This window comes from uncultured Gimesia sp., assembly GCF_963972345.1.
GTDB lineage: Bacteria > Planctomycetota > Planctomycetia > Planctomycetales > Planctomycetaceae > Gimesia.
On sequence record NZ_CAXAVM010000011.1, the window covers coordinates 30,683 to 51,429 of the forward strand.

The window sequence follows — 20,747 nt, forward strand, 5'->3', positions numbered from 1 at the left end:
CCTTTGAAGCTTCAGTTTTCCTGATCAGAGGACGTTTTTGAATCCTCGTCGACTGACTTCTTTTGATTTTTACGCAGTTCCAACAGCTGTTTTTCCAGAAGTCGCTGTTGATCGTGAACTCGTGAAATAAGATGTGTGGATCGAATGCGGGAGGCACTCATGTCACCAATCGCACACAGGATCACCCAGAAGGCGATCAGCAGGATGCCCCCCCAATACGCTGCAAACAGCCCGGGATAAGATTTCCACGGCATATAAGGTGAATCGCCGATCACGATCAGAAACCCGATTATCGTCAGCAGACTCGAAGTCTGCATGCGTCGGCGATATTGCTTTGAGTAAAACTGATAATCATCGTCACCCAGATCAGCGTCGTGTTGTCGATGGAACCAGGACGTACGGTGCAATTGAATCAGTCCTGCGCCAAACAGCACAAGAAGTGTACCAACGATTATGCCTGGGATCGTATCTGTCACTATTACTGCGTCCTTGAGTGATGGTGGGGGAAATCCCGGTGCCTGCTGAAATGTTAACATTTCAAACTTCCAGTCCTCTCGTTTTCAGTCTAACAAATTCAGTTTCAGATGAAACGTGTGTGACGGAATTTATTTTGCAGACAGACTAAGAGGCTGGAACAGAGCGTTTTCCGACTGTTTTCAGAATTCCTTCATATAGAGGCATACTGGAATGAATGAGCGGAAATGGTGTTTTTTTTCAACATTCACCGGGGGCCGGGTTTAATGATCATCATCAGAACCGGCTGAAATCACGGCGGGCAGGGATCGGAACAGGATGGTAAAATAGACGCCCACCAGCAGAATGCCGGGAATCCACCAGTATAAAGTTGTGGTCAGTTTTTCCGGGCCAGGGGAAGTGTTATAGATTGTGAGATGATGATCGGGATTCAAGCCAGGCAGGATATTGGGGTAGATTGCCGCTGCGCCTGTAAATATGAAAAGGTAGATAAACAATCCCGAACTCAAAAATGCCAGCATGTTTTTATTACTCCAGCGGAAATAACCTGAAGCGAATAGAGACAGGACCGCCATCACAGGTAGGATGATTTTCCAGGGAGTTTCTGAAAAAGCAGTGCGTGTGAGGGGTTGGACGAACCAACTGGCGATGTAAATGACCAGGGTCAGGCTGCACGAGCCCCACCAGAGCCAAGTGGCTGCCTGTCGTGAGTGTTGCAGGACGCGGCCATCTGTTTTCGCCGAGAGCCAGAGTGCACCGTGATGCAGGAGAAACGTCGCTGAGGTGATACCACTCAAGATCGTATACCAGTCCAGAATACCCGTCGGTGGTCCAATGCGGAAATTCGTCCACAGTGGTTCAAAGAAAGAACCATTCGCATCCAGAGGGACACCGCGATAGATATTTGCCATTGCTGCTCCGAGGATGACGATCAGTAATCCACTGGCAACAAACAGCATCAGATTCCAGAAATGGATCCATAATGAATCTGAGAGGTAATGGGGCAGTTCGATACTGATGGCCCGGAATATCAGCAGCCAGACAACCATGGTTAAGGGCAGATAAAATCCGCTGAACATGGCACTGAGAAAACCGGGAAACGCCATCATCATCGTGCCGCCGGCGGCTATCAGCCAGACTTCATTCCCGTCCCAGACCGGAGCGATCGACTGCAGAATCTGTTTCTGCTCCGGACGATCTCGGGCAATCAGCAGATGCAGCACCCCTACCCCCAGATCAAATCCGTCGAGGACAATATAAGTCGCGATCATCCAAACCAGCAGAATCAACCAGACCGTTTCCATGTTATACTTCTCCTCCCTTACTCACTGACTCTGTGGAGTTGAGCAGTTCAGGTCCCTGGCCGATGATGCGTGTTGCCAGAAAGAAATACAGAACCGACAGCAACAGATAAAGTCCCATAAATCCGAGGAGTGTGAACATGACATTTCCCTGCGAAATATTGTTTGATGCACCATCGGCTGTTTTCATCAGACCATAGATCAACCAGGGCTGACGCCCGATTTCGGTAGTAAACCAGCCGGCGGTATTCGCAATAAACGGGAACGGGAGCGAAAGCATTAACAGCCAGAGAATGAAACGGCTGGTATGCAGCTTTCCTTTCAATACCAGCACCAGGCTGATTCCCATTAAAGCGATAAACAGCGTCCCCAGACCCGCCATGATGTGATAAGAAAAATACAGCAGTTCGATGTTGTCGGGCCAGAGATCACGATCATATTCCGTCAACCCTTTTACCCGGGCATCCCAGCTGGCGTGAGTCAGAAATGAAAGTGCTTTGGGGATAATGATCGGGTTATCGATTTTCAGTTCCTGGAGATTGGGCTGGCCCAGGATAATCAGTCCGGCACCATCTTCTGTATGGAAGTGACCTTCCATCGCCGCGAATTTGACAGGCTGATGTTGCAGAACCTGTTTTGCTTCCCAGTCACCGGTAGGCATGGCGGCAAGCAGACTGGCGGGAAAACCGACCAGCACCGCAACTTTCAGATAGCGGCGGGAAATATCCTGATGCTGCTGTTTCAGCAGATGAAAGGCGGCAATCGATGCCATCGTGAAACTGCCCGTAATCACGGCGCCTGTCATGGTATGCAGGTATTGTTTGATCGCCCAGGGATTGCTGAGTAATGCCCAGATACTTGTCAGATGATAGATACCATCCTCTCCAATCCGATAACCGACCGGGTGTTGAAGAAAAGCATTTGTACAAATGATGAAATAGCCGCTTAACCAGGTTCCAGCTAACAGGAGGAAAGAAACCAGGCAATGCAAACGCTTTCCCATTTTCTTCTCACCGAAGATCAGCAGATAGAGAAACGCGGACTCCAGGAAAAACGCGAAAATGCCTTCCATTGCCAGGGTCTGTCCCAGGATCGAACCAGTGGATTTCACAAGTTGGGCCCAGTTGGTTCCAAACTGAAACTCAAGGGGAATACCCGTGACGACCCCCATCAGAAAAGTAAGACCAAAGATCTTTAACCAGAATCGTGCGGCAGCATCAGCCCAGGGATTGCCTCTTAACCCGATACATTTCAGAATAAAGATTAAAAGTGCCAGCCCCATCGTCAACTGGGGAAACAGATAATGAAAGGAAACCGTAAAAGCAAACTGCACGCGGTGTAACAGCAGTGAATCAATCATGCCTCTGATTCCAGTCTGGAGTGGTTGTTAATAGTTGAATCAGGCAATGCACACATGGGAGCTGTTCTATCCTTCCGGTAGATTCTGCAGCCAGTAAATGAGCACGGTCCCTACTTTTTCCAGACTGTTTCCAGAACAGTAACGGGGGATATCGCGGGTTGTATGCCAGACGGGATAATCAAAATCGATAATATCGCAGGTCGGGATGCCGGCAATCTCATTCAGGGGAAGATGGTCATCCCGGATTTCATACTTGGCCTGGGGAATAAACTCCCGGACCCCGGTTTTGCGGGCAGCTTCCCAGATGCTGCGCGTGAGCTGGGGGGCATACTTCAGGCTGTTTTTTTCCATATAAATTCCCAGGTTTTTGTCGGCGATCATGTCCAGCAGAACCCCGTATACATATTCGAATTCACGCGGTTCATTCTTGTACTGGCTGGCAAAATATTTTGAACCCAGAAAATAAGGATCATTCTGACGGTAGACCAGCTCTTCGCCATCAAAGAACACGAAGTCGACTCCGTAGCCGTGACTGACTTTAAGAGACGACATCACATTACCGAGTTCCATGAGAAAGGCGACGCCACTTCCGCCATCGTTTGCTCCAATGAATAAGCCCTGGGGCTGGTTGCGGTCACGGTCGGGAAAAGGCCTGGTATCGTAGTGACAGGCCAGCAAGATGCGTTTTTTGGCTTCAGGATTCCAGCTGACAATCATATTGTTCATCCGCACTGGATTCCCGGTAATGGGGTGCGGTGCATCGAAGGACTGAAACTGGACTTTCGCTTTGAGTTCCTTGAAATGTTCCAGGATGAGTTTCTGTTGAGCCGCCATGCCAGGGGATCCACTGATGCGTGATTTGAGGCGACAGACGCTGGTCAGATATTCAAATGAGCGTTTCGCATCAAATTTTGGACCTGGGTCGGTGTCGTCCGCTTTGCTGCCGGCCAGAGGAAATATTCCCATCAGGATCAGCAGGGACAGGTAAACCATTGTTCGTTTCAGTCGCCTCAACATAGCAATCCATTCCATGGTTATTCGTTACGCTCTCGGATCTGAAAATAGATCATCCACAATCGAACAATTGCTGTTACATTAAGAGTAGCCTGATCGACATGCAGACAAGTGCAATATATAAAACTGTGCGGATGAAAGCATCCCCTTTTTTGACTGCCAGGTTAGATCCGATCCAGCCCCCCAGCGACATCCCTAACATCAGGATCAGACCGGTTCCCCACAGGATTTGACCTTGCCATGCAAAAATCCCGATCGCTGCTATCGTATAGACGGCTACGATAAATACTTTATGCATATTCGTCCGCAATAAATCGATATTCATTACGTTGTGCAGGATGGCAATCAGGATGAAGCCGACACCAGCCTGAATAAATCCACCATAAAATCCCGCCAGAACCATCAGCAGATAACCGCTGAATGCAACGCGAGGTTCAGCAGGCGGACTCGCGGAGAGATCTTCAATGTCTGTTGAACCAGTTGAGGAACCGTCCCCTTTCTGTTCCGGCTTCTTCTTTTTACGATTGCCCAGAATCATTGTCACCAGCACTCCCAGCATGACAATTGCCAGAATGCGATTAAACCAGGCATTGCTGAGTTTCGTGCCTAAAAAAGCACCAATTACAGTACCAGGCAGGGCGCACAGAGCCAGGGTCAGGCTGAGACGGTAATCGGAGAACCCCTTTTGTTTAAATCCAGCGATTGCAGTCAGGTTCTGACCTAAAATGGCAATCCGTACTGTGCCATTCGTGACGGCACCGGGAATATTCAGAAATACCATGATGGGCATCAGGATCAGTGACCCCCCGCCTGCCAGTACATTCAGGATGCCGGCGAGACAGCCGACACCTGCCAGTAATAGATAATGCCACCAGACCAACGGGTTCTACTTTCTTCAGGATTGGATGCGGATGTTCTGAGCAGTTCCCACAGGGGGGAGAATCAATTTCGATTGAGGATTGGCAGATAAATTCTGTCTGAATCTCAGGTGTTTATTTCTAATCTATTCGTTTGCATCGCAGTATATTAAACTGGGATATAGATTAGAGTGTAAAGCTTTCCTTGATAGAGTACCAAGAGAATGAAGTTCAAATTACGACAAACATTCACAATCTTTTTTCAAAAAAAGCGAATCCTGCTTCCGCTGATTGGTGCGACACTATTAATTCTGTGTGCAGGTTGTGAGTCGGATCGATCAGCATCACCGGGGACCGACAGCGTAAGCAGTGTGCCGGGTGAGAAGCCCTCACTGAAAATCGCTGACTGGCGATATGTCGAGCAGCTCATTACAGACCAGCAGGGAAAAATCGTGGTCGTTGATCTCTGGTCCACTTCCTGTCCTCCCTGCCTGCGTGAATTTCCGGACCTCGTTTCTTTACAGAACCAGTTCCCGAAAAAAGTCGTTTGTGTTTCCTTCAATTGTGATTACTTCGGAGGCAAGAATTATCCGCCCGAATATTATCGAGAGCCTGTCGAAAAATTTCTTACGAAACACAAAGCCTTTATGACGAATCTCATCAGTAATGTGCCCGCGGAGGAATTGTTTCCCACATTGGATCTGGCTGCAATGCCGGCCACTTACGTCTATGACCGGCAGGGGAAACTGGCAAAACGGTTTGACAATGAGCGTCGTGAGTATGGTAAAGAAGGTTATACTTACCAGCGGGATGTAATCCCCTTTGTGAAAAGTCTGCTGAGAACAGATCCCCTCAAACAATAAGGGCAGCGATCATGCCTGAGAGAACAATGCCATCCCAGGTTCCTGCACCGCCGATGCTGATGGACGGGGAATCCAGTTTTTTGAAGTCATTCCAATGTAGCAGGTCGGCTCCGATCAGCGGGCCTGAAATTCCAATCACAAAGGCAATCGGGGCATACAATGCCTGATAATTCATATCCGCATTGCCGGTCATCGGTCCGAAGATCCCAAAGCCGAGAATGGTTGCGATCACTGCTACCAGGGGAGGAATAAAGACCGGCATCGCGATTCCCATTCCCGGAACCAGTCGCGGAGTACGATAGCAGACCACCGTATTCAGAGCGATGCCCACCAGCGTCACGAGGACAGGAGTGATCCCCCCTCCAATAATAAAACGAGAGAGCCAGATTGCCAGTAAAACAGGAATCACACAGCCACCCAGGTTAACGGCGATAATTGCCTCCTGGCGCAAACGCTGCATTTTGGGCATCAGCTGCATTCCAGCGAGGGACTCGAACACAGGGACATTCACTTCCCGGTCAAGGGGAAACCGCGAGATGGGGAAGTTAATCAGGGAGCCGAAGATCATTCCAATCAGAACAAGGATGGCAGCCTGTGGGCTGAGGTGCAGGTTTCTTAAAGCCGTCTCTGCCAGATCTACAAAGATCAGAGGCAACATGCAGCCCATAAAAATCATCAGGCTCAGGATCATACAGCCGGAGACGGGAGGCGTCTGAAATTGCTGTGGTGGCTGTGTCGACACGGTAAATCGTCTTTCTAATCTGATCGAATGCGAGGCGGCTGGATTGATACATATAAACAGCAACCGCTATCGGAAGCCTGTTTTGCCCGGGTATTTTAGCGGGCATCCCCGATTCCTGCAGGTTGGAAGCGGGAATATTCGGAACAATTCCTACCTTCTCATTGAATTCATACGGTGGAGACAGCCGGGAAGGATGAAATTCCCCGACGTCCCGTTACAATCAGGGTATGGCAGGAAACAGTTTTGGACAAGCGTTTCGGATCACAACAGCGGGCGAAAGCCACGGTCCGGGCAACGTAGTGATTATTGATGGCGTTCCGCCGGGAATTCCGATCAGCGTGGAAGATCTGCTGATTGATCTCAATCGGCGCAAGCCGGGGCAAAGCAAGATTGTCACCCAGCGTAAAGAAGCCGATCATCCTGAAATACTCTCAGGTGTCTTTGAGGGAATTACGACAGGAACCAGCCTGGCAATTCTCATCCGCAATGAAGACCAGCGCAGCAAAGACTACAGCGATATCAAGGACAAATATCGTCCCGGCCATGCCGACTACACTTACGATGCAAAATACGGCTTCCGTGATTATCGGGGTGGCGGGCGTTCCAGTGCACGGGAAACGAATGTCCGTGTCGCTGCAGGTGTTGTTGCCAAAAAAATTCTGGACGCTGCCTTCGGCGGACGCATCATCGGGTATGTAACACAGGTCGGGCATCTCAAAGCGAAAATCTCCGATCCGACATCGATCACCGCAGAGCAGGTCGAGACGTTTCCGGATGGAACTCTGAATCCGGTCCGCTGTCCCGATCATGAGCTGGCGCGGCAGATGTTTGACTTCATCGATACAGTCAGAAAAGACGGAGATTCAATTGGAGGCGTTGCCGAAATCGCCGCGATCAATGTTCCTGCCGGCCTGGGTGAGCCTGTGTTTGACAAACTGAAAGCAGACATTGCCAAAGCCCTGTTCAGCATTCCTGCCGTCCTGGGAGTGGAATATGGCTCCGGATTCGGATGTGCGACCATGCGTGGCAGTGAAAATAACGATCACTTTGTTGCTGAAGAGAGCGATGATAATGAATCGCCTGTGATTTCCACAGATACGAATCGCCATGGAGGCAACCTGGGTGGAATCTCGACAGGGCAACCCCTTGTTTTTCGTGCAGCCGTTAAACCGACGAGCAGTCTGTTGATCGAACAACCCACGGTCACCAGTCAGGGAGAGGCAACAACGATCCGCACAAAAGGGCGGCATGATCCCTGTCTGCTGCCTCGCTTCGTGCCGATCGCGGAAGCAATGATTGCCATCACGCTGGCCGACCACTGGCTACGCTGGCGCGCTCAGTGTGCGGCGGCGCCGGATCGAACTCATCACGGTTGAAAGAGAAATCCATCATGGCCTGGATACAAAAGCAGATTCGTCTGCCTGCGTTTCGACGTGGGTTTCATATCATTACTCAAGAAGTTCTCAGTGAAATCCCGGAACTCTCGAGTATCAAGGTCGGGCTGATGCATGTCTTTATTATGCATACTTCCGCTTCACTTTCGATCAACGAAAATGCGGATCCGGATGTCCCCGTCGATCTGGAAATGTCGTTCAACAGGATCGCACCGGAATCATTTCCCTACGTGCATACCTGCGAGGGACCTGATGACATGCCCGCGCACGTCAAAGCGTCTCTGATCGGAAATTCGCTGTCGATTCCGATCAGCGAAGGACGCCTCTGCCTGGGAACGTGGCAGGGGATTTATCTATGTGAGCATCGTAACCAAGGTGGCAGTCGCAGATTGATCGTGACGATTCAAGGGGAATAGTCTGCGTATTTCTGCTTGCACGTTCTCTATTTACCCACGCAGTATAAATGCTTGTCCGAACGGATAAAGAGATCACCATTGCTGATCGCAGGTGAAGCACTGAAGTCTTCATTGTCATTCGTCAGACGATTCACAGAGATCTGTTCCAGTTGATCGCTGGCCTTGATGACATAGGTTTCACCCGAACGGGATGTGAAATAGACTTTGCCGTCTGCGATGACCGGTGAAGAATAATCGCTGCCTCGAAAGCCACCGCCGCCGCCTCGACCAGATCGTCCACCAGAGCGATTGCCGTCTGCTTCCTCGTCCCGGTCATCCGTGGCGACTGAATCTCCTGAGTCCAGTCGACCACGGAAGATCCGTTCTCCGGTTTTGGCGTCAATACAGTTGACGATGCCGCGCGAGAAGAAATAAATTCGTCCCTGGTACATCACTGGTGTTTCAATCCGGTTGGCATCACGTCCCGTCCAGAGAATATTTGTTTTGGTAACGTCTCCTTTGCCCCCTGCTTTGACGGCAATGGAGCCGCCGCCCCGACCTTCGATCCCGTAGACAACGCCGTTCTCTGTAATCACGCTGGAACAATAAGTGTCGGTGTCCATGGCTTCGCAATACCAGCGCAGTTTCCCATTTTCTGGATTCATTCCCCAGATCTCATACGGGACACCCAGAACCAGATCGGTTTCATCTTCACTCCCCTTGACCAGCACGGGAGTGCCCCAGGTTGCGTTAAAACCTGATGATTCCTGACGCCAGACTTCTTTGCCGGTCTTTTTATCGAGACCGACCAGGGCTTCGCTTTCCGCAGTCGCAGTGACAATCAACAGGTCTTTATAGAGAATCGGACTCGATGAAGAACCCCACCGGCGAGGATCCAACTCATCCCCGACGATGGTCTGCCAAAGCTTGTTTCCATCCAGGTCGTAGGCAACCGCTCCCGATTTACCAAAATAAGCATAGACATTTTTACCATCAGAAACGGGAGTATGTGATGCATATCCGTGCTCAGCGAACATGCCGGTATACACGTCTTCCGGCAGTACCGGTTCTATGGTTCTGTCCCAGAGGATCTTTCCCGTTTTTCGATCCAGACAGACCAGGTGCCTGCGCAGGTCTTTTTGATCGCCGGGATCATTACGGGACAACCCGTAGCCCGACCAGCAGGTGATAAAAACTTTATCACCTGCAATGATCGGACTGGATGAGCCGTGTCCTGGCAGAGCGACTTTCCACTTGAGGTTCTGCTGAGGACTCCATTTTTCAGGCGTCGCCTGTTTTTCATCTGAAACCCCTGACCCGTTTGGTCCCCGAAACCGCATCCAGTCTGCCTGAACGCTCGAGGAAAAAAGTATCAACAAAGCGAAGACAGCAATTTGGGGCTGCATGGCATGTTCCCTGGGGCTGGGTATGTTAATGAACCAAACGGATAACAGTGGTTATTCAGGATGCCGATTAGTTATCTGATTCTGGACGCTTGGGGCGATCCCCGTCTGAATCACGATCACCGCGGTCACCACGATCCCGGCCACCTGACCGGTTGCGTGAATTGAACTGTTCTGACATTTTTGTCAGTTCGGCTTTATCGATTTCCTTGTCTTTGTTGGTATCGATTCGATCAAACAGTCCCTGCATTCTTTCCGGCAGTTCTTCCTTGGTGAGTTTGCCGTCTTTATTTTTATCATTTTGCAGCATGCGTTCGACAAAGTCACCGCCTCGGTCGCCACGATCTCCATCACCACGACCAAATCCACCAGGTCCTCCAGGTCCACGACGACCAAAGCTGCCAAAATCAGGACGCAGTTCTTCTTCGGTCAGTTTACCGTTTTTGTCTTTGTCCAGTTTCTGAAGCGCTACGGTAGCGTTTTCGATCTCTTCTTTGGAGAGTTCGCCATCTTTGTTGACATCGAGTGTAATGAAGATGGGTAACATCAACATAAAATTAGGACGGCCACCAGGACCTCCTCTGCCATCACGCGGGCCTCCCTCCCGGGGACCACGGTCGCGTTCACCGCGTTCGCGTCTTTCAGGACGATCGCCTTTTTCGGGACGATCCCCGCCTTCCGGAGGTTGTGCTGATACGAGTGTGGTGGCGCTGATCGCAAGCAAAGCAGCACCAGTTGAGAATAAACGTGACATACGCATTTGAAGATCTCCAGAAATGTATTTAGAAATGTTAAGTGTCTTAAACCAGTGGGTTTACAGCACTGGCTGTCTGTTAAACTGAAATGAGGTTTCAAAGTCCGTTTTCACTGGAATCGACATCACTTAGGAAGTATGGATGTGTTCCGGAAAGTGGCCGTGTTCCTCGATCATATTTAAGCTACAAAAATCAAACCCGGGTGACGAGAAAATGTTTCGGAAAACTCAATAAACTCCCAGAATTTCTAAGAACATGAAAAATTGATGTAGCGACAGTTTGTCCGAAAAAAAACGCCTGCAGGTAAACTGCAGACGTTTGGAGATTAGTTGATGGATCACTACGATCAAATACTTATTATTTGAATGCAGTGATGCCGGGCATCGCGACGGGAGGAACCGGTATGGGCCCCCACTCGTAACTGGCAGGTGTGAGGTCTTCTTTGGAATTCATGGCTTCGTCCCAGGTGATTGATTTCCCCGTATAAGCAGCCATCCGCCCCATAATGGCCAGCATGGTGCTCTTCGTCATGTAATCGCCATTATTGATTGGTTCGCCTGAGCGAATGCTTTCGAAGAATTCATCATGCTCGACCTGATACATGTTTTTGCTTTTACCTCGGAACTGCCAGGTCTTTTCGCCTTTAGGATCGTAAATGCGATGTTTAAAGACATCCACACGTCCTTTCGTTCCAAAGACATGATCCGAGACGTCGACGGCACATCCATCCTGCTGGCGACAACGGCTGAAACCTTTGACGCCATTCGGGTATTCATAAACGACGGCAAAGTGGTCGAAGATATTACCGTACTCTTTTCCGGTTCTTGTCTGTCGACCGCCGGTTCCACTGCACTCCAGTGGAGTTTGATCCTTCATGGCCCACGCCATTTTATCAAGGCTATGGACATGTTGCTCAGTATTGAAATCTCCGGAAAGCCAGGTGAAATACAGCCAGTTACGCATCTGCCATTCCATATCACTCCATTCGGGTTGCCGTTCAAACATCCATAATCCACGAGTGTTGTAACTGCATTGAATGGCCATGACATCGCCGACCGCTCCTTCGTGGATCTGCTTGAACGTTTCCCGCATGCCTTCATGATAGCGCCAGCAGAGGCCGGAGACGATTGAGAGATTCTTTTGTTTTGCCAGCTTACAGGTTTCCAGAACGGATCGTACGCCGGGCGCATCTACGGCAACAGGCTTTTCTGCGAATACATGTTTGCCTGCTTCGATGGCAGCCCGCAGCTGCATGGGGCGGAAGTGAGGTGGTGTCGTCAGCAGAACGACGTCGACACAGTCAATCACTTTCTGATAGGAATCAAAGCCGACAAACTTATGATCGGCGTCGACCTGAACCTGTTCCGCTACCGGATTTTTTTTCAGGTTCTGAAAACTCTTATCCAGATGGTCGTAGAAAGTATCACCCATGGCAACCAGTTTTGCATTGGGGTCAGCTGCGAGTGCCTGCGCTGCAGCACCGGTACCCCGTCCGCCACATCCCACCAGACCCACACGAATCACATCGCTGCCGCCGGCAAACAGACTGGTTTGCAAGGCAGTCAACTGATTTGAACCAGCGAATGCGGCACTGGAAAACGTAGAGGCGGCTGCCACTGCTGCTGTACCGTTTTTGATAAATTCACGCCGCGTCGTTGCGGGGGTAGTCTGAGGTTGCTTGGCATTCATTAGATAATCCTGAATTAATTAGTTTCGTTGAAAAACTGAAATCTCAGGATACCATACACCACATAGGGTTTTCGAGGCAAAAAGCAATTCTGATAACAGGTTTTTACAAGAGTGATTGGACCTGTGAACAGGTTGTTTGTCTGCTATCTGCCTGTAATTATCGCGTCGATGTGATCTCTACCAAATCGCTGCAGACTGGCTGCGCCCAGATTGACATAGTGTTGCCAGGTGGCCTTGAGTCGTTCCTGCTGCTGTTCGGTAAGCACTTTGATCTGCCGCGCGGGGCAGCCGGCCCAGAGCGTACCCGGGGGAACGTGGATGCCTTCCCGTACCAGAGCCCCGGCTGCGATCAACGCTCCTTTTCCAATCACACATCGGCTGAGTACGGTGGCACCGATGGCGATCATGGCGTCATCTTCCACAATCGAACCATGCACGATGGCAGCGTGTCCCAGTGTGACGCGATCACCGAGAATACAGGGATGCTGGTAATCGGTATGCAGGATCGATCCATCCTGCACGTTGGTCTCTTCTCCCACTTCGATATATTCCAGATCCCCGCGCAGGACACACTGATGCCAGACCGTGCTTCTTGCTTTGAGGCGAACGCGTCCGGTCACAATCGCGTCCGGTGTGATCCAGGCTGTAGGATCAATGATCGGTGAAGAATGAAGTGCCTGCCAGTCGCAGTCCACTTCCGGATAGGGTAATTCCGGAGGCGCGGGTATCTCCGCTTGCACGCGTGGCCAGTCGGGTGAGGTAGGATCATGATTCATCAGAAGGACCTTTTTCCTGCTCGGGTGGGATGCTGGTTGCCTGAGTCAGGCTGCTGTTGGGAATGGTGGGACGTTTCCTTTCCATCAGAAATAAACCACCGATTGTCAGTGCGGTCCCGCTTAACAGCCAGACGGTAAGGTCTTCGCCAAAGCAGAGTACGCCCGCGAAAGCCGCCATTGCCGTTTGAGATGCATTCAGCAGGTTGACCCGGGTGACCGTCAGGTATTTCATGGAGGCACCAATGGCGAAAAACGCAATCGCATTCATAATGCCGCCTACCAGCATGACCAGATATTGCCAGGGAGTTGTGATCCAGAAAATAGAGATTCCCAGTCGATAAACGGCGACACCAGTCAGGCAGATCAGCCCTGTGGTACTGATCAAAACCAGGGTGGCAGAGATGGACGTTTCTCCGCGAACCGTTCCACGGATGACGGCACCTCCAGCGCCATAAGAGCAACCGGCAAATCCAGCAACAAAAATGGTCAGTGCCACGGTCGCCATGGCGTTGGAATGATGTTCCATGCTTTCAAAAACGGATTCCTCCGCCTGATTAGCCCCCAGGCTGAGCAGAACAATCGCCGCTGTGAGAATAACCATGGAAGCAAACATGCGCGGGGTAATAGCTTCTTCCAGGAAAATTCTTCCCAGCAGGGCGCCTGTCGTCAGCAGGGTCGCAAAACAGAGGGGCACCGTAAAAGCCAGTCCTCCCAGACTGAGCGACCATTGAAACATGACGTTACCACCAAACTGCATTACCAGCCCCGTTAGAATCAAGGGGAGAACCAGTCGGCGTGGGGGCAGTGCAGGTAGTCCCTGGGATCCGCGGTAAGCAACCAGTGCCCAGCCCACGATGGTGGCAGGCACCGATTTTAAAGCAGAAATCCAGATGGCCCAGTCTGCATTGTTATCGACAGCCGCTTCGCGCAAAGAGATATTGGCAGCGGTGTACGCCAGCGCCGATATCAGGCCGTATATTGTGCCTTTGGTGATCGGGGATAAGCCAGCAGAGTGTGGGCTGTCAACGTTTTCAGGCAAAGCGGGAGCATCCGGTGAAGTCTCTTTAATCTTCTTCACCTTCTTGCTCCAGTTGCTGCAACTCGATGATACGCGGATCGAGTTCTTCTACAATCGCATAGCGGCCCTCTGACCAGCGAAAGAAGTCAACGTCGCGACACTTCTGGCTGCAGAATGGAAAAGGTGACTGGCTATCACTCGCCTGGGAGGTGACGACCTTTCGACATATGGGGCATGTTTGTGGTTGGATCATCGGATCCTCAGACAAAAAGGGGGGCGAAATTGGAGTCTGATTCACTTATAGATCATTCCGGTGGAAATATCAAAGGTAATCAGGAATCGGAAGCGCCACTCTTGCTGGAAGTACTGGAATCGCCGCTGCTTTTGGTATCAGAACTGGGTGTCTGTGCTTTGGAATCAGCGGCGGCATCTTTTTTGTAAGAGCTGCTTCGGTAATCAGTTTGGTAAAAACCAGAACCTTTGAAGATGATTCCGCCACCTGCTCCAATCACGCGTTTGGCTTTCAGCCTTCCGCACTCGGGGCATTTTCTCAGGGGTTTTGCAGTAATGGACTGAAATTCTTCCCATTTATGACCACACTGGGAACATTCATAATCATAAGTTGGCATCGATCGAGACTCACAATTAAAAAGGCAATGAGAAGTAATTAACTTTCTGCGGGACCAGATGAAACAATCACTTTCGTCGGGCGGACAACCCGGTCATTCAGAATAAAACCCTGTTCCAGTTCGTGGATGACTGTCATCGGCGGATGCTCTTCGGAAGGCATTTGCTGCAGTGCTTCGTGCAGATTCGGATCGAAGGGTTTCCCGAGGGCATCAATGGGCGTCACATTATGTTTGGAGAGAACGTCGAGCAGCTGTTTGGCCACCATTTCGACGCCCTGTTTGAGGTCAGCGACCTGATCGGCGTTTTCCGCGGCATCGACGGCCCGCTTCAAGTTATCCAGAGCCGGTAACAGATCCTGGATAAAGGGAGCTGCCGCATACTGGCGAAGCAGTTCCATTTCTTTCTGATGGCGTTTCCGGACATTGTCCAGTTCTGCCTGGGAACGCAGAAAGCGATCCTGATTTTCATCGCGTTCAGAAATCGCGGTCTGCAGCTGTTCTTCGACGCTCGGCGTTTCCTCTGCCACTTTATTCTCCTCAACCGGAACCTCTTCGGTCTGGTTTTGAATCTCTTCTGGTTGTTCCATGTCTGTCATGATTCTGACCTGCTACGCTCTCTCAAACTGTTCTGTATAAAAACGAAACAAATCGACGGGCTCACACATGCATGCTCTCATCAGAGCTGTGTGAAGTATTCCTTCAATTTGTCAAAAAACGAATTACGGTTTGGACTGCGGTGGGAGGAGACTTCCGCGTGCTCAATTTCTGCCAGTTCACGCAGCAACTCTTCTTCCCGCTCGGATATTTTCTTGGGAACATCAATCTGGACAACCACATGCAGGTCACCACGTCGGCCCCCATGCGGATTGGGCATACCCAGCCCCTTCAATCGAAAGACTTCACCTGGTTGCGTTCCCGAAGGAATTTTCAGATCGTGTCGCCCTTCCAGTGTCGGGATTTCGATATTGGCACCCAGGGCAGCCTGTGTGTAGGTAATCGGAACATGGCAACTCAGTTCCTGTTCCTGGCGTCGGAACAGCGGATGCTCATCCACGCCGATGACAACGTACAGGTCCCCCCGTGGTCCCCCATTGGCACCCGGATTTCCTTCGCCTCTCAAACAAAGCTGCATGCCGTTGTCGATGCCGGCAGGGACTTTGATTTCCAGTGTGGTTTCCCGGGCTACGCGACCTTCTCCACGACAGTCCGAACATTTATCGACGATCACTTTTCCCGCACCACGGCAACGGGGGCAGGTCGTTTGTACCCGGAAGAATCCCTGGGATTGCACAACCTGACCGGCACCGCCACAGTAATCACACTCATCCGGTTCCGTTCCCGGTCTGGCACCCGATCCGTGGCAGGTCTCGCATACTTCCTGGCGATTGATGTGGATTTCACGTTCGCAGCCCGCTGCCGCATCCAGCAGATCGATTTGCAGGCTGGTTCTCAGGCTTTCCCCCTGCCGCGGACGATTACCGCCTCGCTGCGAGGAATTTCGAAAACCGAAGCCTTCAAACAGATCGCCAAACGCACTGAAGATATCAGAAACATCATGGAACTGGCTGGCTCCTGCGCCAAAATCGGCGTGTCCATAGCGATCATAGTGGGCACGTTTCTGATCATCACCCAGAACTTCGAAAGCTTCAGCAGCTTCCTTGAAGCGCTTGACCGCTTCTTCATCGCCTGGATTCCGGTCAGGATGATTTGCCAGCGCCAGTTTCTTGTACGCTTTTTTGATTTCTACAGTGGTCACTTCGCGCGATACGCCAAGAATTTCATAATAATCGCGTTTCGATGCCATAAATCACAACTCGTCGTATATCTAAATAATTTAGAACCTGACCCTGTTCGCCCTGGTGAAGTTCTCGCGATTGTCATTCCATTCAGAACTGAAAAAAACGGGCCACCATTTTACGGCGGCCCGTCTGTTATCACAATGTTTCTGCTGAATTCCAGTGATGGAAAACAGTTGGTATCAGAAACTATCGAACGCTACCTTCGACGTTAGCCAGCTTTTTGCCTTCGGTGCTGTCACTGCGGGTGACAAGTACCTGGGTGGTCAGCATCAGGCCGGCAATCGAAGCGGCATTTTTCAGGGCGTTTTTCACAACCTTGGCCGGATCAATAATTCCTGCTTTGAACATGTCGACGTATTCGCCACTGTTGGCATTATAACCTTGGGAGCCTGTCAGCTGTTTGACTTCATCAGCGACAACGGCACCATCGGTTCCACAGTTTTCTGCGATCTGACGAATTGGACCTTCGAGAGCACGGGCGACGATATTGATACCGATCTTCTCGTCGTCATTTTTCCCTTTGACCTTTTCGACCGCTTCAATGGATCGCAGCAGGGCAACGCCACCGCCGGGGAGAATACCTTCTTCCACAGCAGCACGCGTGGCATGCAGGGCATCTTCCATGCGGGCTTTGGTCTGCTTCATTTCTGTTTCGGTTGCTGCACCGACAGAAATAATGGCAACACCACCCGTCAGTTTTGCCAGACGTTCCTGGTATTTTTCACGATCATATTCGCTGTCTGTTTTTTCAAGTTGACCGCGAATCTGAGCAACACGTGCCTGCAACGCATCTGTTTTACCGGCACCTTCGATCAGCGTACAGGAATCTTTGGTGATTTCAATCTGCTTGGCCTGACCCAGTTGGGCCAGTTCGACCGATTCCAGTTTAATTCCCAGGTCTTCAGAAATCACAGTACCACCTGTCAGCACAGCGATGTCAGCCAGCATGGCTTTGCGGCGATCGCCAAAGCCGGGAGCTTTGACAGCTGCAATGTTGAGGACGCCGCGCAGTTTGTTGACGACCAGAGCCGTCAGGGGCTCGCCTTCAACGTCTTCGGCAATAATCAACAGTGGCTTCCCTGTCTGCGAAACTTTTTCCAGCAGAGGTACCAGATCTCGCAGAGCGGAGATTTTGGATTCGTGAATCAGGATATAACAGTCTTCCAGAATGCATTTCATACCTTCAGTGTCAGTGACAAAGTAAGGTGAAATATAACCTTTGTCGAACTGCATCCCGTCTGCGAAAGTCAGGGTCGTTTCGTTACCCTTACCTTCTTCCACGGTGATGACGCCGTCACGGCCCACTTTTTCAACAGCGTCGGCAATCAGGTTTCCGATGACATTGTCGTTGTTCGCAGAGATCGCCCCAACCTGGGCAATTTCTGATTTTTCGGTGACCGGTTTCGCGAGTGCCTCAATCGCAACGACAGCGGCTTCCACAGCTTTGTCGATGCCCCGACGAACCATCATGGGATTAGCTCCCAGGGACAGGCCACGCAGACCTTCCTGGTAAATCGAACGGGCTAAAACGGTTGCCGTTGTTGTTCCATCGCCGGCGATATCGCTGGTTTTGGTGGCGACTTCATTAACCAGTTTCGCTCCCATGTTTTCGAACGGGTCTTCGAGCTCAACTTCTTTACTGACTGTAACACCGTCTTTGGTCACCAGGGGGTTACCAAAATTTTTGTCGATGATCACGTTGCGCCCCGTGGGACCCATGGTGATGGCTACAGCGTCGCTGATGGTTTGCACGCCTTTTTGCAGCTTGGCACGTGCGCGATCTTCAAACAATAGTTGTTTTGCCACGCTTATAAACTCCTCTGTTTAACAGGAACGAACATTCGATCGGATTGCTCCGTTCTCCCCTGCGTGATTTGTGATTGATTAAGATTCTCGAAGCAGGCAGAGAAGGAATTGTGTATTGCAATTCATATCTCTGCCCGAATGGTCCGATTCAGTACGTTCTTTACTTGATGATTTTGGCAAGAATGTCACTTTCCCGCAGGATCTTGACATCTTTACCGCTGACTTCGATATCAGTTCCACCGTATTTACCGTAGAGAACTTCATCACCGACTTCAACGGCAACCGGGCAACGCTCACCGCTTTCCAGAAGACGGCCAGGACCCACAGCGATTACAGTACCGCTCTGTGGTTTTTCCTGAGCTGTGTCAGGCAGAACGATCCCACCAGCAGTTGTTTCTTCTGCAACATTGGGTTCAATCACGATACGGTCATCAAGAGGATTCAGTTCCATTATGTTAACTCCCAAGTATTCCAATTAATCTGGTTGTATGTATGAATCCGGGAGCATTTCCCGGAAGTAATATGTCTCATGTTGTCACAGCCAGGATCCGCTGGGGATCCTGTTGCCATCCTCTTCTATCAGAAGCGGATGGCGATCATGGCTTAGAAGCCGCCCATGCCGGGCATGCCGCCCATTCCAGGCATTCCGCCACCCATTCCGGGCATGCCTCCCATGCCGCCCATACCACCCATGTCGTGGTGGTCATCATGATGATGGTCATCTTCTTCATCTTTGGGTTCTTCGACAACAATGGAATCTGTTGTCATCAGCAGGCAAGCGACGCTGGATGCATTCTGCAGGGTGGAGCGAACAACTTTAGCCGGGTCAACAACGCCAAAATCAAACATATCGCCATAACGATCGTTCAGGGCATCGTAACCGAAGGAAGTGCTCTTGTCTTTTTTCACGCGATTGGCAACCACTGATCCGTCCTGGCCAGCATTCTCGGCAATAGCCCGTAGAGGCATTTCCAGAATTTTCTGAATCAATGCAACTCCCAGTGCCTGGTCGCCAGACAGCTTGAGGCTGTCGAGAGATTTGCTGGATCGCAGCAGCGCGATTCCACCGCCGGGAACGATACCTTCTTCAATGGCAGCACGCGTTGCAGCGAGGGCATCGTCGATCAGGTCTTTCCGTTCCTTCATTTCCGTTTCGGTGGCAGCACCCACATTGATCTGGGCTACTCCGCCTGCCAGTTTGGCCAGACGTTCCTGAAGTTTCTCGCGATCGTATTCGCTGTCAGTCACTTCGATTTCAGCCCGAATCTGATCGGCACGACCGTTAACAGCAGCTTTGTTTCCACCGCCGCTGACGATCGTGGTATTATCAGAACTGATGTGAATTTTCTTGGCCTGGCCCAGATCTTTCAGCTCGACTGATTCCAGTTTGACGCCGAGGTCTTTGAAAATGGCTTTGCCGCCGGTGAGTACAGCGAGGTCTTCCAGCATTGCTTTACGACGATCACCGTAACCGGGAGCTTTGACAGCACAGACCTTGAGGATGCCACGTAATTTGTTGACAACCAGAGTCGCCAGTGCTTCCCCTTCAATATCTTCCGCGATGATCAACAGCGGTGAACCATCTTTGGAAACCTGTTCCAGCAGTGGTACCAGGGTCTGGGCAGAGCTGATTTTTTCTTCGTAGATCAGAATATGAGCCCGTTCCATATCACAGGTCTGATTGTCTTCATCGGTGACAAAGTGAGGAGACAGGAATCCGCGTTCGAACTGCATCCCTTCCACCAGGTCGACTTCAGTTGAAACGCCGCGGCCTTCTTCAACTGTAATCACGCCATCAGCGCCGACTTTCAGGAGTGCGTCTGCCAGGATCTTACCGATTTCCGGATCGTTATTTCCGGCGATCGTTGCCACGGTTTCGATCGCTTTTTTGTCTTTCCCTTTGACTTCCTTGGAGATCTTTCCGATCTGCTCAACGACTGCCTCTACGGCTTTCTGGACACCACGGCTCAGTGCCATCGGGTCTGCTCCTGAAGCAATATACTTCAGGCCTTCCCGGAAAATGGCTTCTGCCAGAACCGTAGCCGTCGTAGTTCCGTCTCCCGCAACATCGTTAGTTTTCGATGCTGCTTCTTTTACCAGCTGGACTCCCATGTTTTCAAAGGGATCTTCCAGTTCGATGTCTTCTGCAACAGTGACACCGTCCTTAGTAACTTTTGGTGTTCCCCAGCCTTTGTCCAAGACAGCATTTCGCCCTCGCGGCCCGAGCGTACTCTTAACGGCCCGCGACAATTTAGCGACTCCTGCCAATAAACTCTTCCTGGCCTCTTCGTCAAAGCTTAAAAGTTTTGCCACAGTCTCTCCTCAACCAGCAATAATGGCCAATAAATATGTGTCCATGACCACGATGATCTCTCACGCGTAATGTTAAAGATAAGCGGACTTGGTAGTCATGCCGTCTTGAACGCGTGAGTACGTTCCAGGTGTAATACAAACAAAGTTGGCAGGGATTCA

At 50.8% G+C, this 20,747-nt stretch carries 21 protein-coding genes; 3 read left to right on the forward strand and 18 right to left on the reverse strand.

Translation table 11 applies throughout. The annotated features are described in order from the left end of the window. Nucleotides 1–11: 11 nt before the first annotated feature. The 5 genes from AACZ40_RS03350 to AACZ40_RS03370 form a co-directional block, all read right to left on the reverse strand. Entirely contained in the window at nucleotides 12–536 is a 525-nt protein-coding gene (locus AACZ40_RS03350; protein ID WP_291166332.1) for a hypothetical protein, read from the reverse strand. Between the two features lie 201 nt (nucleotides 537–737). After that, complete coding sequence (cydB, locus tag AACZ40_RS03355; protein ID WP_291166330.1) at nucleotides 738–1,778, reverse strand: cytochrome d ubiquinol oxidase subunit II; 1,041 nt, start codon at nucleotides 1,776–1,778, stop codon at nucleotides 738–740. Nucleotide 1,779: 1 nt separating this feature from the next. After that, nucleotides 1,780–3,135, reverse strand: a complete 1,356-nt coding sequence (locus AACZ40_RS03360; RefSeq protein ID WP_291166328.1) for a cytochrome ubiquinol oxidase subunit I — start codon at nucleotides 3,133–3,135, stop codon at nucleotides 1,780–1,782. A 66-nt stretch (nucleotides 3,136–3,201) separates the two neighbouring features. Next, complete coding sequence (locus AACZ40_RS03365) at nucleotides 3,202–4,128, reverse strand: M28 family peptidase (protein ID WP_291166327.1); 927 nt, start codon at nucleotides 4,126–4,128, stop codon at nucleotides 3,202–3,204. A 97-nt stretch (nucleotides 4,129–4,225) separates the two neighbouring features. Then, nucleotides 4,226–5,029, reverse strand: a complete 804-nt coding sequence (locus tag AACZ40_RS03370) for a sulfite exporter TauE/SafE family protein (protein WP_291166325.1) — start codon at nucleotides 5,027–5,029, stop codon at nucleotides 4,226–4,228. Between the two features lie 201 nt (nucleotides 5,030–5,230). Here AACZ40_RS03370 and AACZ40_RS03375 point away from each other — a divergent pair, with 201 nt between their 5' ends. Then, nucleotides 5,231–5,869: a TlpA disulfide reductase family protein gene (locus AACZ40_RS03375; RefSeq protein WP_291166323.1), complete on the forward strand. Its 639-nt coding sequence runs from the start codon at nucleotides 5,231–5,233 to the stop codon at nucleotides 5,867–5,869. Here AACZ40_RS03375 and AACZ40_RS03380 read toward each other — a convergent pair. Beyond that, complete coding sequence (locus AACZ40_RS03380) at nucleotides 5,859–6,611, reverse strand: DUF1614 domain-containing protein (protein WP_339673289.1); 753 nt, start codon at nucleotides 6,609–6,611, stop codon at nucleotides 5,859–5,861. The two genes, AACZ40_RS03375 and AACZ40_RS03380, sit on opposite strands and share 11 nt — an antisense overlap. Before the next feature lie 227 nt (nucleotides 6,612–6,838). On the opposite strand from AACZ40_RS03380, the gene aroC reads away from it, so the two are divergent. Next, a complete protein-coding gene (gene aroC, locus AACZ40_RS03385) occupies nucleotides 6,839–7,987 on the forward strand; it encodes a chorismate synthase (protein ID WP_291166320.1) in 1,149 nt (382 codons plus the stop codon). 14 nt (nucleotides 7,988–8,001) lie between these two features. Beyond that, nucleotides 8,002–8,421: a secondary thiamine-phosphate synthase enzyme YjbQ gene (locus AACZ40_RS03390; RefSeq protein WP_291166318.1), complete on the forward strand. Its 420-nt coding sequence runs from the start codon at nucleotides 8,002–8,004 to the stop codon at nucleotides 8,419–8,421. A gap of 26 nt (nucleotides 8,422–8,447) precedes the next feature. Here AACZ40_RS03390 and AACZ40_RS03395 read toward each other — a convergent pair whose 3' ends face one another. From AACZ40_RS03395 to groL (AACZ40_RS03450), 12 genes are all read right to left on the reverse strand, one after another. Next, complete coding sequence (locus tag AACZ40_RS03395) at nucleotides 8,448–9,806, reverse strand: PQQ-binding-like beta-propeller repeat protein (protein WP_291166316.1); 1,359 nt, start codon at nucleotides 9,804–9,806, stop codon at nucleotides 8,448–8,450. Between the two features lie 67 nt (nucleotides 9,807–9,873). After that, nucleotides 9,874–10,563 carry a hypothetical protein gene (locus AACZ40_RS03400; RefSeq protein WP_291166314.1) on the reverse strand — a complete coding sequence of 230 codons (690 nt, stop codon included), beginning with the start codon at nucleotides 10,561–10,563 and terminating at the stop codon, nucleotides 9,874–9,876. Nucleotides 10,564–10,915: 352 nt separating this feature from the next. Continuing rightward, on the reverse strand, nucleotides 10,916–12,247 hold the full coding sequence (locus AACZ40_RS03405) for a Gfo/Idh/MocA family oxidoreductase (protein ID WP_291166312.1): 1,332 nt from the start codon (nucleotides 12,245–12,247) through the stop codon (nucleotides 10,916–10,918). 143 nt (nucleotides 12,248–12,390) lie between these two features. Next, entirely contained in the window at nucleotides 12,391–13,023 is a 633-nt protein-coding gene (locus tag AACZ40_RS03410) for a gamma carbonic anhydrase family protein (RefSeq protein WP_291166309.1), read from the reverse strand. Beyond that, nucleotides 13,013–14,101, reverse strand: a complete 1,089-nt coding sequence (locus tag AACZ40_RS03415; RefSeq protein ID WP_291166307.1) for a DMT family transporter — start codon at nucleotides 14,099–14,101, stop codon at nucleotides 13,013–13,015. Before AACZ40_RS03415 ends, AACZ40_RS03410 begins: the two co-directional genes overlap by 11 nt. Then, nucleotides 14,088–14,294, reverse strand: a complete 207-nt coding sequence (gene yacG / locus AACZ40_RS03420; RefSeq protein WP_291166305.1) for a DNA gyrase inhibitor YacG — start codon at nucleotides 14,292–14,294, stop codon at nucleotides 14,088–14,090. The genes AACZ40_RS03415 and yacG overlap by 14 nt, the downstream gene beginning before the upstream one ends. A gap of 79 nt (nucleotides 14,295–14,373) precedes the next feature. Then, entirely contained in the window at nucleotides 14,374–14,670 is a 297-nt protein-coding gene (locus AACZ40_RS03425; protein ID WP_291166302.1) for an FmdB family zinc ribbon protein, read from the reverse strand. A gap of 38 nt (nucleotides 14,671–14,708) precedes the next feature. Then, nucleotides 14,709–15,266 carry a nucleotide exchange factor GrpE gene (grpE, locus tag AACZ40_RS03430; protein WP_291166301.1) on the reverse strand — a complete coding sequence of 186 codons (558 nt, stop codon included), beginning with the start codon at nucleotides 15,264–15,266 and terminating at the stop codon, nucleotides 14,709–14,711. An 80-nt stretch (nucleotides 15,267–15,346) separates the two neighbouring features. Then, entirely contained in the window at nucleotides 15,347–16,474 is a 1,128-nt protein-coding gene (gene dnaJ, locus AACZ40_RS03435) for a molecular chaperone DnaJ (protein ID WP_291166299.1), read from the reverse strand. A gap of 181 nt (nucleotides 16,475–16,655) precedes the next feature. Next, nucleotides 16,656–18,275 (reverse strand): chaperonin GroEL, encoded by a 1,620-nt coding sequence (gene groL / locus AACZ40_RS03440; protein ID WP_291166297.1) that lies wholly within the window; start codon nucleotides 18,273–18,275, stop codon nucleotides 16,656–16,658. 160 nt (nucleotides 18,276–18,435) lie between these two features. Beyond that, on the reverse strand, nucleotides 18,436–18,726 hold the full coding sequence (locus AACZ40_RS03445) for a co-chaperone GroES (protein WP_002647162.1): 291 nt from the start codon (nucleotides 18,724–18,726) through the stop codon (nucleotides 18,436–18,438). A gap of 152 nt (nucleotides 18,727–18,878) precedes the next feature. Then, nucleotides 18,879–20,588 (reverse strand): chaperonin GroEL, encoded by a 1,710-nt coding sequence (gene groL / locus AACZ40_RS03450; protein ID WP_291166290.1) that lies wholly within the window; start codon nucleotides 20,586–20,588, stop codon nucleotides 18,879–18,881. Nucleotides 20,589–20,747 lie beyond the last annotated feature (159 nt).